The organism is Marinomonas sp. ABL3_031, assembly GCF_056161265.1.
The window spans coordinates 181607-195716 of sequence record NZ_JBSWYU010000004.1; the positions used below are offsets into that span (position 1 = coordinate 181607).

The window sequence follows — 14110 nt, forward strand, 5'->3', positions numbered from 1 at the left end:
TTTTAAGACTTAAAAAGTGGGGTGATCGGTGGTTTTAATAGTCGGCTCAGGAAATATGGCAAAAGAGTATGTTAAGGTTCTTGTTGCCCAAAATATTGACTTTCGTGTAGTTGGGCGTAGTCAAAAGTCCGCAGATAAGTTTAGTCAGGAAGTCGGTGTGCAGGTTGCTGCAGGGGGCATAGATTCGTACTTAAAATCTTTAGAAAAGAACGACTTTAGTCACGCAATTGTCGCTACCGGAATTGAACAATTGGCAAATACGACCAAAGCGTTAGTAAATTTCGGTATTAAAGATATTTTAGTGGAGAAGCCTGGAGGATTAACATTAGATGAGATACAAGGTGTTTCTGATTTTTGTGTTTCTAAAGGTGCTCGCGTATATGTTGCATATAATAGAAGATTCTATGCATCAGCCCAAACGGCTAAAAAGCTCATTAAGGAAGATGGTGGGGTTAAGAGTTTTAACTTTGAGCTTACTGAGTGGGGGCATGTAATTAAAGATAATCCTAAAGGAGCCCTCGTAAAAGAAAACTGGTTTATGGCTAATACTAGCCATGTTGCTGACATGGCTTATTTTTTGGGTGGCTTCCCCCAAAAGATATCTTGTTTCTACAACGGTGGAGTAGACTGGCATAAACGATCTCATAACTACTCTGGGGCTGGCGTTTCAGAGTCTGGGGCCTTGTTTTCATATCATGGTAATTGGGTTGCTCCGGGACGTTGGAGTGTCGAAGTTCTCACAAGCAACTATAGGCTTATTTTTAGACCTATGGAAAAACTGCAATTACAGAAGTTGGGTAGTGTAAGATCAGAGTTTTTGGAATTAGATGATGCACTTGATATTGACTTCAAACCAGGACTCTATAGGCAGGTAGCGGCTTTTTTAAATAGTGAATACGTGAATTTGTGCAAATTAAATGATCATGTGCGTCATGTGAAAATATATTGTGAGATGGCAGGCTATAATTAATAAAGTAATTGATGTCTAGGAGAGAGAAATTGAAAAAATGTTCAGGTGTGCTATTCATAACTGATTCATTAGGGGCTGCAAGGGTTCTTCCTGAATATATTCCTGCTCATTCTTCTTGGCCATACAAAGTACAAGAAATGCTTAGAGGAGAAGATATATTATGCTATTTTGATATAAAACAAGGTAGAGATAGTGGATCTTTAAAGAAAGATATAGAAGCGTATTTGAAAGCATATGAAGTGAAAATAATTGTTTTACAGATAGGGATAGTAGATTGTTATCCTAGAGCATTGAAAAAGTGGGAAGTTAATGTGTTTAAAAAAACTCCTATTTTAGGTAAAGTTGTCCATAATTTTATAAAAAAATACTATTCTAAAATAGTCTCTTTCAGAGATATATCGTATGTCAGCCAGGATGAGTTTTTAAAAAATCTGAATCATATTAAAAAAAACTTAAGCTTCGAAAAGGTTTTGGTTATTCCTATAGCCCCCGCGTGCTCTGAGCTATCTAAAAAAAATAGTATGGTCGAAACTGCAATAAGGGAGTATAATAAGCTTTTTAAAAGTGTTTTTCTGTCAGGCTATTTAGAAGATTTTTATGACTCTTTTGATGAAGAAGCTTCTTTCATAAGTGATGGTCATCATTTTAATTCTTTGGGTAATGAATATGTATCTAATAAAATTTTCGAAATTTTAAAGAGAGAGTTGTAGCGGCGTTTTTCAAGGTAGTTGTCGCCTAGGGAACGTGCGATTTAGCGCTAAATCACTGCAGACTTGATTTGCTTTTCAATTTGCCTAAAATCTCAGTTTTTAGCGTGTCTTGCTTCCTAATTGGAGGCTTTAAAGCTCCAACTCCCTTCATCAAGACGGATTACCCCCGTGCAGACCTTATCATCTGATTTACTCGTAGTATGTTTCCAAGTGCAAAGTAAGCGTACAGGCAACCACACCTTGTTTCTATCTCAGAGCTTAATACTCCAAGGTAACAGGTCTTCTATGCTGTCCTCTACATTGCGTTTTGGAAGTTCTTCAAACAACATCGCTAAGGGATTAACCCGTTCGCTTTCTCGGTTTCGACAATACTCTAGAGATCCACACTACTTTTCGCGCCATTGCCTGTATTTGCTAAACGCTTACGATGCATTTCTGGGTCATGTGATTTGGTTTTATTTTTGGTCAAACTAGCGGCATCAATAATAGTCGCGTCCCCGATGGTGCCTCCTTTAAAGTAGATGCCTGAATTGGACAGCCATTTGTGTACTTCTTCAAATAGTTTTCGTCCAAGCTTATGCTTTTCTAATAAGTGCCTGAAATTCATAATGGTTGTATGATCGGGTATCGCCCTGTCTAAGGATAGCCCAGCAAACAGCCGCATAAAGGTAATCTCGTAAAGAGCGTTCTCCATCGCTGGGTACCCCATGCTGTAATAGTTCTGCATAAAATGAATACGCAACATGGTAGATAAAGGATAGGGGCGAAGACTATTACCGGCGTTTGCAGGTAAATCCGGTATCGGCGAAAGAAAGCTCGTTCATGGTTGGTAGTGATCGCAAGAGGCTTGAGTTGGCGAGATTGTCTCATGTTACCGACTTATTCGCATATTCTCTAGTATAGTGGATGATTTTTCGTTATTATTCTGATACGTAAAGATAACAGTTAGTGCTATCCATTTTTCATACTGCTGAGGAACCGTTCCATTGGAATGTCATTCAGAAAACTCCCTTATTTTGATAAGGTTTTTAATCTGGGGGCGCTATATACTTAACATTAGTCCTTTGGTGTTTCAAAAATTATCATTAACACTTTTCTTGTTAATTTACTGTTTGTCAATGCGCTATTACCTAGCTAATTGTATCGCGTATAAATATAAAACTTGTCAGCGTGTTTTTTACAAGAAGGAAGAGAGAAATGTAGTTTTATAGCTCGGCAAAAGAAAATGAAACACTTCATATGAAACTTAAGAGCTATTGTTATATTTATCTAAATGAAACTGTTATGCAATGATTTTTTTATATTCTAAATGAAACCTTTAATATGTGAGGGATCTATATGGATTTGTATTTCAAGCCTACACCATTACAGAGAATTAAGCAGCTAGCTAGATCGATTAGGCTTTCTAGCGGCATGCTGATTCATGATCCAGGAAAGCTTTCTCCAAGATCTCGGTTTTTGACAGAGGCGCCTTCTATTTATAGAAGGCTACTTTTTAAAAAATATTGCTCTTGTCAAACTGACTCTAAACTAGATTCAATTTTTTTAAATTCGAGCTGCCCCAATAGTGCTTTGAATGAACTTAGAGAAAAGGGTATAGCGAAAATTCAGTTAGACAATATTGATGAGCTAGTAAATTTAAAAGATAGCGTAGATTTAGATCAGCAAAAAATAGTGCCTCATGACCACGAAGCAGTATTAGGCTTGTATAAAAAAAGTGGGCTTATTGAACTTATTTCTGCCTACTATGGAAGGCAGGCTCTTATTAGAGAAGAAGCAAGTATTATAAAAAGTAGTATGGAGAAATTTAATAAAAAATCGCCTCCGTCTAAGATCTATCACTCGGATACATATAGGCAAGTATCTATAATGATTTTACTTGAAGACCTTGGGTCTGATTCGGTTCATATGGAATATTGTCTTAAAAGCCACATTTATCAGCAGCCACATTATGATCGAAAATATATTGATCAAAATAAAGTGCAACATATATATGAGATTTTTCAAGCAATTGGTCCCGCTGGCACTTGTTATATTTTTGATACAGAAGGGCTTCATAAAGGGGTCTATAAAGAAGACTTTGGTAAAAGGGTAATGTTTCATCAAAACTTTCATCCAGGTCTCTACTCTGCTGTTGCAAAACGAGATAGTAGCTTTTTATCGATTATTAATAGTAATCATGATCCGTATTTAAAAGCCCTTGGTGGATAAAAGCTTTTTATTTTTATTGTCTTTATTGGTTGACATAAAATTTCTGCTTTTGAAATGATTGCAAATCAAGAGTTATGAAAGTTACTGCTTGATCCTTATTGATGCTAAGGGGAAGCTTTCTGGTTAATGTAGTCTAAATTTTGTTTAGATTTTACAGTGTAACGTAGATAGAAAGAATTTACGCCGAATTAGATATTGTTTTATATGATTTAAAGTGATTGTTATTTTTGAAGGGGCTTGCTTTTGATTTATTTTAGTTTGTCGAGTTATATTTAAAAGTGAAATTTTTAAAAAATATAGAGGTTTAATAAAGTGGTTTTAACAGATAAAAATAACATAGATGTTATTAGGGAGTCTAAAAGCAGTTTCAACTATCTTGTGACAATCGCTATAGGTGATAAGTATTTAAGTCAATGGAAAAGATTGGCTCTTCCATTGTGGGAGAAGTATTGCGAAAATAATGATCTAGGAATTATTGTTATAACTGGTGACTTAATTGACAAAGAGCATGAAAACTGGAAAAAGGCTACCTGGCAAAAGCTTCTATTGGGTAGTCGCTTAAGAAAACTAGATTTCTTCATTAACAATGTTTGTTATTTAGATACGGACATATTAATCAACCCCTTTGCCCCAAATGTATTCGAAGGATACGATGAAAATGCCATAGGCTTAGTTTCATTGAGAAAGGGATTGCCACAGCCTATTGATGAAACTTTACGTCGGGAAGCTTTTTTGAGGCATACGCATTATAGTCATGACTATCCTCTTGATTCAGCCCTTTTTATATCCACAGAGAATTTATATAAATACCACGATCTAGCGCCACAAAACGATATTTTCTGTGCAGGTTTCTTTGTGTTTAATATTGAAAAACACAGTGATCTAATGGAAAAATGGTTTCATAAATATCCTAGAAACACATCATCTATAACTGGGGGCGGAGACCAAACACATTTGAATTATGAGTTTTTAAACTGGGGGGAAGTAAGTTGGTTTAATTATCGATTTCAGGCTATTTGGGTATATGAAGTGGCCTGGAAGTATCCTTTCTTATATAAGCATGGTAGGTATGATGAGCTATTAATTAGAGAATGTATTGAATCTTCTCTTTATTCGAATTACTTTCTTCATTTTGCTGGGTCTTGGTTTGAAAGTAATATGTGGGAAGTTGGTAAATTCTTAGAAGGTGAAAAGTTTGTCGAAATGGAGAAGTATTATTCTTATCTTAAAACTGAAGTAACTGGAAGAGCTGTCGGCCAAATTAAACCTAGTAAAGAGAACTAAGATGACAAATGTATTAGCGATAATTGGGGCTGGCCAACTTGGTAGTAGGCATTTGCAAGGGCTTCTAAAGTCTAATTCAGATATGGAAGTTCAAGTAGTTGAACCTAACACAGCCGCAAGAGCAAATGTGCTGGTTCGCCTTAGCGAGATTGGTGAATATGACAATAAGATTGCGTTCTTAGATAATGTGTCTGAGTTATCTGCTGATATTTTTTTAGCAGTGGTGGCTACGAATTCTGATATAAGATTTGAGGTATCGCGACAGTTGCTTGAAGAAAAGCGAGTAAAGTTTCTTATTTTAGAAAAAGTTCTTTTTCAAAATCCGCTACATTATGAAATGTTCAAAGAAATATTAGAAGTTGCAGGTACGAAATGCTGGGTTAATCATCCAAGACGCTGTTTCCCTCTATACAAAGAATTAAAGCAGAAAATGAGAGAGTGTAACGAAATAAACTTCTCAGTTTCTGGGGGGGGGTGGGGGTTAGGCTGTAACTCATTACACTTTGTAGACCTTATAGCTTTTTTAAGCGGTGACAATAACTTTGATTTTTCTCTCGCTCTTGTTGATTCAACTATAAAGGTCAGTAAAAGGAGCAATTTCTTTGAGTTTACAGGTGCAATTACAGGCTTTTCAAATAAAACCAATTTCATACTAAATAGCTTTAGTCAAAAGTCACCGATGCAGATTTCGATTTCTAGTGGTCTGTTCAATATATTTATTGATGAGTCGTCTGGTTGGTATCGTATTAATGACATTAGTAATAAGGAATCGGAGATCATTGAAGAAAGAATTGTCTATTTCCAAAGTGAACTTACTGGTGAAGTTCTCAATAATTTGTTGCAATCTGGATCGTGTGACTTAACAGAATATGATGAGGCATCTTCAATCCATAAAGTATTTATTAAAAGATTTCTTGATTTCATAAATGAAACTCGATCCGAATCATTAGATTTATGCCCAATAACTTGATTTTTAAGGTATGTTGATTTTTGAAACATATTATTCGTTATCTTTTAAACGGAGTGTTTATAAAGGCTATTGGGTTAGTTTCATTGCCTTTTTATACATACCTCCTTTCACCTTCAGATTATGGCTTATATGCTATTTTAATGTCTTATATTTCTTTAGGTGGAGTGCTTTTATGTCTAAATTTACATTCCTCTGTGGCAAGATTCTACTACGAGGACGGCGTTGACTTAGAAGCATTTCTGTCGTCAACTGTATGGTTGATGAGCTTCGTTTTTCTGACTTTTTATGGCTTTTTTTCTTTTTTAGACCCTGACTCCTTAAGTGATGTGCTTGGTTTTAATTTTTCAAAATATGGAAATGTCATATTCTTTATTGTAGCAGCGCAAATTTTCTTTGGAGTATACACACAAACTTTAATTCCAATGAAAAAGAGTAGAGAGTATAGCCTCGTAACAGGTTTAAAATCAATTTTGACAGTTTTTTTTGGATTGGTTTTTTTTATAGCTGGAAAAGATGTTTTATATTTACTTTATGGTGTGCTTGTTTCTGAGAGTGTTTTTTTTGTATTCGCTTTTTTGAAAATACGATCTAGTCTAAAACTTACGATTAAAATGAGTAGTGTTAAGTATATATTTGGTTACTCTGTATTTTTGTTACCATATAGCTTGTCGGGATTCATTCTATCCCAGATCGATAGAATTATGTTGAGTAAGTATGATAGCATTGAATCAACAGGAGTTTATAGTGTTGCTTACGCTATCAGTATGATTCCATGGACAATATTTGTTATGTTCTCTAAAGGATGGAATCCTGATTATTTTTCATATATGAATAATAAAAACTATAACTTACTTGATAGAGATGTTAAATATATTTTATTGTTTTCATCTTTTTTTGTTATTTTTCTTATGCTTTTTTTAGGTGATGTTTCACAGTTATTTTTAAATGAACGTTATGACGGCGTTGGCGAGCTTATTCCGGTACTTTTGTCCTCTACCTTATATATAATTCTTTGGCAAATGTGGGGGAGAGGAATTAGCTATAGTAAAAAAACAATATACACTTCCATTATTGGCATTTTTTGTGCTCTTATAAATGTTCTTCTCAATTATTTTCTTATTCCAAGTTATGGTGTTTTAGGAGCGGCTTATGCCACACTATCTTCCTATTTTATCATGGCATTTCTAGGTTATGCTGTATCAAAATACTTGCTAGGTATCTATACAGTTTCTCTCCATAAGATGAAGCTATTTCTAGTATCTTTATTGTCAGTATTATTTATCTTGGTGATACCTGAAAATTATTTATTTTATTTTAAATTTCTCTATCTGCTTTTTGTTCTGGTTACTATTTTTTTATATAGAAAAAAATTAAAATGTTTTTACAGTCTAAGGTGAAGTTTTGAAAAGATTTTATAAAATTTTTATAAAAATGGAAAGAGATCTAGAACTTTTTGATATAATAGAGAATGGAGTTTATCCTTGGAGACTTGTTAGGTTTAAAGTTTTTTTTTCAATACTAGAAAGTGCTGGTGAGATTAAGAAACGAAGTGATAGTTTTAATCGATCTAATCTTGTTAAGCGTCTATTCTCTCTATTATATGAAGGTATTTTTTTCTCATCATTTAATCGAAGTCGTGATGTAGATGTGTTGATTTTTGAGAATTCTAGGAAAATTAGAGTTGACGCCGATAATTATATTGACCCATTTACCTTCGACTATATAGAAAAGCTTAAAAAGTCTTCTATAAGTTTTGAAGTTGTCGATATAGGGCATAAAGGTCAACATTTTGAAAAAGCTAGCAGTTTCAGAAGTTTTGCTACTTCAATCCGGTATGATTTTTTTTATAAAATGAAGTTGAAGTTTCTTAGGAGAGGTTTATCTTCTGACTTGAAAAATAAAATCCGATCTTTAGAAAGTTATATTTACGTCAATTTTGGTTTTTCGTTGAATCTGAATAATTTATTCTTAGAAAAAATGATTGAATTTGATTTCCAATATGTAAAATATAAAAGCTTATTGAAGCGGAGAAAATGTTCATCTATATATATTGTTTGTTCTTATGGCAAAGAGGGGCTTATTAGTGCAGCTAAAGATATGGGTGTCAGGGTGATAGAATTTCAACATGGTGTAATGGGAAAGTTTCATTTAGGCTACAGTTTCCCTGAATCTATAGTTGTACCTTATTTCCCAGATGAGATTAAACTCTTTGGAAAATACTGGGAAGATTCAACAGATCTACCTACCAATCAGGTTGCTTTAGAAAGCTATGGTTATCCATATTTGACAAAAAAAATCAATAAATATTTGAGTGTAACAAAAAAACAACAAGTTCTGATTATTTCTCAACCAGGAAATGTTAAGGATTTGGTTTCATTTTTACTGTCAATGATTAAGGAACATCCCAACTACTATTATGTTTACAGACTTCACCCTAAGGAGCGTATTAATTGGCAATCTGTTATCCCTGATTTATATGACATAAGTTTGAAGGAAAACATAATCGTAGATGAAGGCGAAACTGATTTATATTATAGTATAGCAGAGAGTCGTTACATTATTGGTGTAAATAGTGCAGCAATATATGAGTCAATTTTTCTTGGTGCTAAGGTTATACTTGTCAAAAGTGCTGGTGTTGAATACATGGAAAATGTTGTTGAGGCTGGACATGCATTACTCGTTAGTGAAGCTAGCGAGGTCGATTTTGAAAAGCTAGAAGGAATGCACTCTGACTTAGATAAAAGTTATTATTATCAAGTATAGTAGGTGATCATGTGATTAAAAGAATAGCTAAAGTCCTACGAGGAAAAGTAAGAAAAGTTTCTATTGCCTTAAATAGTAATGTTGCATTTGATGTCATTAGCTCAATTGGTAAAGGTGCCAAGATTGCATCTGGAGTAAGCTGCTCGAATAAAGTTTCAATTGGTCGCTACACTGCCATTATGGGGCCTGGTACCAAGCTAACAGCCAAAATTAATCATATAGAAATTGGAAGTTTTTGTTCAATTGCTCCTGGGGTCACTATTCAGGAGTATGGTCACAACTATAGCCGAGTAACTTCTTTTTATATTCATCGTAACCTTTTTGGAGAGTCTGTGTTTAAAGATATATATTCAAAGGGCGCTGTCATTATTGAAGACGATGTGTGGATAGGTACAAATGCTGTTATATTGTCAGGAGTAGTTATTGGTCGAGGAAGTATTGTAGCGGCGGGTAGTGTCGTAACTTCAGACATTCCTGCGTATTCTATTTATGGAGGTGTACCTGCAAAAAAAATAAGTAATAGGTTCAAAGATAATCGAGTGTCTGAAGCCCTTGAGCGATCTAGATGGTGGCAGTGGCCTGAAGAGGAGCTTACTGTAAATAAAAAGATCTTTTCGATGAACGAAAAAGAGATTTTGGAGTATTTTAAATAATGAAGTTAATATATCAGTCATCGTCTTTTATTCCCTCACTTGCCGCTAACAGTATTCATGTAGTTAATATGAGCGAGCAATTTTCCGAAAAAGGTGTTGAAACGCTTTTACTAGGATATAAAGGTGATGCTAAGTTATGCTCTGATGTTTATGATTATTATGGAGTGTCAAAAGGTTTTAAAATAAAACTTTTACATAATACAGGTTTTTTTAGTAAGGTTTTTTATTTTTTTTGGTCTCTTTATATAGGGTTTTTATTTAAAGCAGACTTAGTAGTTTCAAGAAGCTTTTATGGCGTAGTGTTATTTTCTTTGTGTGGTTTTAAAGTTGTATATGACGTGCATTCTCCATTTTGGAATAAAAGACGACTAAAAAGATTTTTCTGGCGTTTAGTTCGTAATAGTGAAAAACTGTATGTGACGACTAATTCTAACTTTCTGAAAAATGAACTCGCCCAAAAAAAACTATTGCCTCGTAATGGAGTTGAGGTCCTATTTAATGGATCTAAGGCCTCTAATTGTTCTTCGTGCTACTTCGAAAATAATAGTGATGTTTTAGATGTTGGGTATGTTGGTGGTTTATATCAAGGTCGTGGTATTGATATGATATTGGATATTTCTCACATGGTTTCCGGTATTAGGTTTCACATAGCTGGCGGAACCCAGGATCAAATTGACAACTTAAAACACAAAGCAGGTGATAATATTGTGTTTTATGGCCATATAGCACCATCAGATACAGACAGTTTTAGGTCAGCATGCGATGTATTGCTAGCACCATATAGCAGTAGTGGGGTCTATAGTTATGGGCGAAAGAGTGTTGATCAAAGCTTGTATCAAAATCCAATTAAGATAATTGAATATTTGTCTTCAGGAAAGGTTATTGTTGCTTCGGATATACCTTCAGTTAGAGATATTCTCTCTGATGATTGTGCAATCCTTTTGAATCCGGATGATGCTGAGTTATGGGTTTCAGTATTAGAACGTTTACGTGATGATTGTGATTATTTGAATCGTTTTGTTTCTTCTGCAAAACAAGTTTTTTCTGATAAGTATACCTGGTCTAGTAGAGTTGATAGAATGTTAAATATTTTGAGATAATGTTGTGTTATTATACTTTTTTGTTTTTAATATAATTTTTGGTTTTCCTCCTTTGGGAATTGTTTTTTTTGACATTTCTTTTTTAATTTGCCTGTGTTTTTCTTTCGTCTTTTTATTTAAAAAAATTCCTAATTCTCTATTTTTTTATTTTTGTGTAATGCTTCTTTTAATTCTGTCTTTTTATGTTGCTTTAACTACTAATGGTCAGGATACTTCTCTTATAGTAAAAGCTATTAGAATACCCGTATCAATTTTTGGAATATACTTTTTTTGCTTTTACTTGAAAGGTAAGGGTTATTCTTCATACTCTATTTTAATGTCTGTTTTTTATTCTATAGTTTTACATTCGTTTTTGGTCTTCTTTATGATTTTTAGTGAGGATTTTCGTGAGGTTATATATTATCTTAATGGGGCGTTGAAATATATAAATTACACCGATTCGGTTAAAGCTGGTATTCGTACCTCAGGTCTCACTTATTCTTTATCTCAATTATCTCTTTTGACATCGTTTGGGGTGCTGCTTGGACTTTTTTTGCTGAAAGATGCTCAATCAAAAAGATCATGTTTTTTTATTTTTCTAGGTGCAGCTAGTTTGACTTTTTCGACTTTATTTGTTGGAAGAGTTGGTCTTTTATTAAGTATTGTTTTTCTCCTTTTTTTCTTTTTTCGTAATATTAAGTCGTTTTTTTTATTGTTGACGTTGGTCTTTGTTAGTGTTTTATTTCTCGATTTTACTTTTTTATCGGTTTTGTCTGAACAATTGAAAAGAGCCTCTGAAATAATAATTTTTTTTACAGGCGGGGATTCTCAGTTTGCAACAAATATTTTCGGTATGTATCATATTCCCAACTCATTTGATTTTTTATGGGGTGGATATGGTATGGGGCGTAGTGATTACTTTTACACCCATTCTGATGTTGGTTATATTAGGTTGATATACTCTTTCGGGATTGTTTTTTCACCATTTTTTATGTTTTATTATATATATTTGTTTTCTCTTTCTCCTTTTATTGTTAATAAAAGGAAGATTTTAATATATTTGATATTAATTATCACATTGCTTTATGGTTTCAAGGAGTTTGTGTTCTATACAAAAAATATTTGGGCTTTCACTCTATTAGTCTTTTTTTCTTCACTTGATTATGATCGTCTCTATTCAAAAAAATCTAATGGTGTTTCTAAATTATGAAGATAATTCATGTTATTTCTGGGTTAGAAGATGGCGGAGCAGAGGGCGTTCTTTATAGAATCTGCATGAATGATTCTTTAAATAAACACTATGTTGTTTCTTTAACTAATAATGGTAAGTATGGAAGTATTTTGCTCAATCAGGGTGTTGAAGTTGTTTCTTTAAAAATGAAATCTAATGTATTCAATTTTATTATTGGCCTCTTTAGACTTTTTTTTATATTAAGAAACAACAAGGGTTCTATCGTTCAGACCTGGATGTATCATGCAGATTTAATTGGTGGGATTGTTGCTCGTTTAGCAGGCATTGAAAACATATTTTGGAATATTCGCCACACTACACTTGAACGAGGTAAGTCAAAAAAAGCAACGATATTTATTGCTAGACTTTGTGCGTATTTTAGTGGCCTAATTCCAAAAGGTATTGTGTGTTGTGCTCAAGAAGCCCTGCAAGTTCATGCTGAGTTAGGATACAAAAATTCAAAAATGTCAGTAATTGGTAATGGCTATGACTTATCAATTTATAATCCCAGTAAGGAGTTGACCTTATCTTTTAGAAATGAACTGCAAGTTCCATCTGATCAAATTTTACTGGGAATGGTCGGACGATTTGATTCGCAGAAAGATCATTTTGGCTTGTTGAAAGCTTTATCAATTGTTAAAAAAGTTATTCCAAATCTTCAGTTTTTATTAGTTGGTCGTGAATTAAATCATAGTAATTTCAGTCTTACTGAAAGGATAAAAAAGCTTGGCCTTGAATCTAATATCCTTTTGTTAGATCAGAGGTCTGACATTCCCTCTGTAATGAATGGTTTGGATTTACATGTTTTGTCTAGTTCATTTGGTGAAGCTTTTCCTAATGTTTTAGCAGAAGCTATGGCTTGCGGTAAGCCATGTGTTACCACTGATGTGGGTGATGCAGCTGTGATTGTGGGTGATACAGGGTGGATTATTCCACCTAAAAATCCTCAAGCATTATCTAATGCGATTCTTGAAGCAATAGATGAAAAAATGAATAACCCAGAAGCTTGGAAATTACGTGAACACGCTAGTCGTGATCGAATTGTGAATAACTTTAGTATAGAAAAAATGATCACCGGGTATCATCACGTTTGGGGTATTATTGTATGAAGTCGATGGTATTCGTAGTGAATAATGCTAATTACTTTATCTCTCATCGTCTGCCTATCGGCTTAGCGTTGCTTGCTAGAGGTGTGGAAGTACATATAATCGCGCCGGGTGAGTGTCCTGTTGCACTTTCTGAGGCTGGTTTTACGTATCATTCTGTTAATATGTCACGTAAGGGGATGAACCCTTTTACAGAGTTCTCTACGATCTTTGCATTACACCGCCTTTTTAAACAAATAGAACCTGATCTTGTGCATTTAGTCACTATTAAGCCCTATTTGTACGGAGGCATTGCAGCTCGTTTCGCAGGTGTCAGGGCTGTTGTTTCGGCGGTAGCGGGTTTGGGGATTTTGTTTTCTGCTCAGGACTTAAAGAACAAAATATTGCGCTCCATTCTTTATCCGCTGTATCACACGGCATTTTCGCATAAAAATCAAGTTGCCATTTTTCAAAATCCAAATGATCGTGATTTATTAGTTGACTGGGGCGTTTTGAAATGCGAAAAAACGACTCTCATACGAGGTGCTGGTGTTGATTTAAAACATTATCCTTATCTGTCTGAACCTATTGGCGTGCCTGTTATCTCACTTGCTGCTCGATTATTAAAAGATAAGGGCATTCAGGAGTTTGTAGAGGCTTCCCGCATACTAAAAATGCGTAATATTGAAGCGCGGTTCTGGCTGATTGGTGACCCAGATCCAGGTAATAATACAGTCACATCAGAGCAGTTAGCTGCTTGGGAAGCTGAAGGTTTGATAGAATGTCTGGGCTATCGTTCTGATATCTCTGATTTGTTTGCACAGTCAAATATAATATCTTTGCCTTCATATTATGGTGAGGGTTTGCCTAAAGTATTAATAGAAGCAGCAGCTTGTGGCCGTGCTGTCGTCACAACAGATCATCCTGGTTGCCGAGATGCAATAGATTCTGGTACCGGTGTTTTAGTACCTATTAGAGATGCAGAGTCTTTAGTGAATGCTTTTCAAGATTTGATCTTCAACGCAGAAAAAAGAAAGGTTATGGGTAAGGCTGGCCGAGTATTGGCAGAGCGTGAATTTGCTATTGAAAAAGTTATCAATATGCACATGACAATTTACGACACATTGTTAAGCAAATCTTGCTAACTGAAAGTG

General features: G+C 34.4%; 12 protein-coding genes and 1 pseudogene. 12 read left to right on the forward strand and 1 reads right to left on the reverse strand.

Features of this window, described 5'->3' with window-relative positions; translation table 11 throughout:
* Window positions 1–28: 28 nt before the first annotated feature.
* Together ACXAH2_RS06935 and ACXAH2_RS06940 are read left to right on the forward strand one after the other, a co-directional pair.
* The gene (locus tag ACXAH2_RS06935; protein WP_475077447.1) at window positions 29–970 is read left to right on the forward strand and encodes a Gfo/Idh/MocA family protein; all 942 of its coding nucleotides are present in this window, start codon (window positions 29–31) and stop codon (window positions 968–970) included.
* A 29-nt stretch (window positions 971–999) separates the two neighbouring features.
* Window positions 1000–1680 carry an SGNH/GDSL hydrolase family protein gene (locus ACXAH2_RS06940; RefSeq protein ID WP_475077448.1) on the forward strand — a complete coding sequence of 227 codons (681 nt, stop codon included), beginning with the start codon at window positions 1000–1002 and terminating at the stop codon, window positions 1678–1680.
* A 409-nt stretch (window positions 1681–2089) separates the two neighbouring features.
* Here the strand turns inward: ACXAH2_RS06940 and ACXAH2_RS06945 are convergent.
* A pseudogene (locus ACXAH2_RS06945) lies at window positions 2090–2464 on the reverse strand (transposase); the annotation flags it as partial.
* Window positions 2465–3018: 554 nt separating this feature from the next.
* Here ACXAH2_RS06945 and ACXAH2_RS06950 point away from each other — a divergent pair.
* The 10 genes from ACXAH2_RS06950 (at window position 3019) to ACXAH2_RS06995 (ending at window position 14101) form a co-directional block, all read left to right on the forward strand.
* A complete protein-coding gene (locus ACXAH2_RS06950) occupies window positions 3019–3891 on the forward strand; it encodes a hypothetical protein (RefSeq protein WP_475077449.1) in 873 nt (290 codons plus the stop codon).
* Window positions 3892–4203: 312 nt separating this feature from the next.
* Window positions 4204–5175: a hypothetical protein gene (locus ACXAH2_RS06955; RefSeq protein WP_475077450.1), complete on the forward strand. Its 972-nt coding sequence runs from the start codon at window positions 4204–4206 to the stop codon at window positions 5173–5175.
* A 1-nt stretch (window position 5176) separates the two neighbouring features.
* A complete protein-coding gene (locus ACXAH2_RS06960) occupies window positions 5177–6145 on the forward strand; it encodes a Gfo/Idh/MocA family oxidoreductase (RefSeq protein WP_475077451.1) in 969 nt (322 codons plus the stop codon).
* A 20-nt stretch (window positions 6146–6165) separates the two neighbouring features.
* Window positions 6166–7542, forward strand: coding sequence for a lipopolysaccharide biosynthesis protein (locus ACXAH2_RS06965; RefSeq protein WP_475077452.1), 1377 nt, complete (start codon window positions 6166–6168; stop codon window positions 7540–7542).
* Window positions 7543–7546: 4 nt separating this feature from the next.
* Window positions 7547–8908, forward strand: a complete 1362-nt coding sequence (locus ACXAH2_RS06970) for a hypothetical protein (RefSeq protein WP_475077453.1) — start codon at window positions 7547–7549, stop codon at window positions 8906–8908.
* 11 nt (window positions 8909–8919) lie between these two features.
* Window positions 8920–9561 (forward strand): CatB-related O-acetyltransferase, encoded by a 642-nt coding sequence (locus ACXAH2_RS06975; protein ID WP_475077454.1) that lies wholly within the window; start codon window positions 8920–8922, stop codon window positions 9559–9561.
* Window positions 9561–10661 (forward strand): glycosyltransferase family 4 protein, encoded by a 1101-nt coding sequence (locus ACXAH2_RS06980; protein ID WP_475077455.1) that lies wholly within the window; start codon window positions 9561–9563, stop codon window positions 10659–10661. The genes ACXAH2_RS06975 and ACXAH2_RS06980 overlap by 1 nt, the downstream gene beginning before the upstream one ends.
* A 4-nt stretch (window positions 10662–10665) precedes the next feature.
* Entirely contained in the window at window positions 10666–11850 is a 1185-nt protein-coding gene (locus ACXAH2_RS06985; RefSeq protein WP_475077456.1) for a hypothetical protein, read from the forward strand.
* Window positions 11847–12980 carry a glycosyltransferase family 4 protein gene (locus ACXAH2_RS06990; RefSeq protein WP_475077457.1) on the forward strand — a complete coding sequence of 378 codons (1134 nt, stop codon included), beginning with the start codon at window positions 11847–11849 and terminating at the stop codon, window positions 12978–12980. The genes ACXAH2_RS06985 and ACXAH2_RS06990 overlap by 4 nt, the downstream gene beginning before the upstream one ends.
* Complete coding sequence (locus ACXAH2_RS06995) at window positions 12977–14101, forward strand: glycosyltransferase family 4 protein (RefSeq protein WP_475077458.1); 1125 nt, start codon at window positions 12977–12979, stop codon at window positions 14099–14101. Before ACXAH2_RS06990 ends, ACXAH2_RS06995 begins: the two co-directional genes overlap by 4 nt.
* Window positions 14102–14110 lie beyond the last annotated feature (9 nt).

Bases quoted from the DNA above. Each gene is read 5' to 3' on its own strand.
- ACXAH2_RS06960 (WP_475077451.1), top strand. From the start codon at position 5,177: ATGACAAATGTATTAGCGATAATTGGGGCTGGCCAACTTGGTAGTAGG.
- ACXAH2_RS06995 (WP_475077458.1), top strand. From the start codon at position 12,977: ATGAAGTCGATGGTATTCGTAGTGAATAATGCTAATTACTTTATCTCT.
- ACXAH2_RS06990 (WP_475077457.1), top strand. From the start codon at position 11,847: ATGAAGATAATTCATGTTATTTCTGGGTTAGAAGATGGCGGAGCAGAG.
- ACXAH2_RS06980 (WP_475077455.1), top strand. From the start codon at position 9,561: ATGAAGTTAATATATCAGTCATCGTCTTTTATTCCCTCACTTGCCGCT.
- ACXAH2_RS06950 (WP_475077449.1), top strand. From the start codon at position 3,019: ATGGATTTGTATTTCAAGCCTACACCATTACAGAGAATTAAGCAGCTA.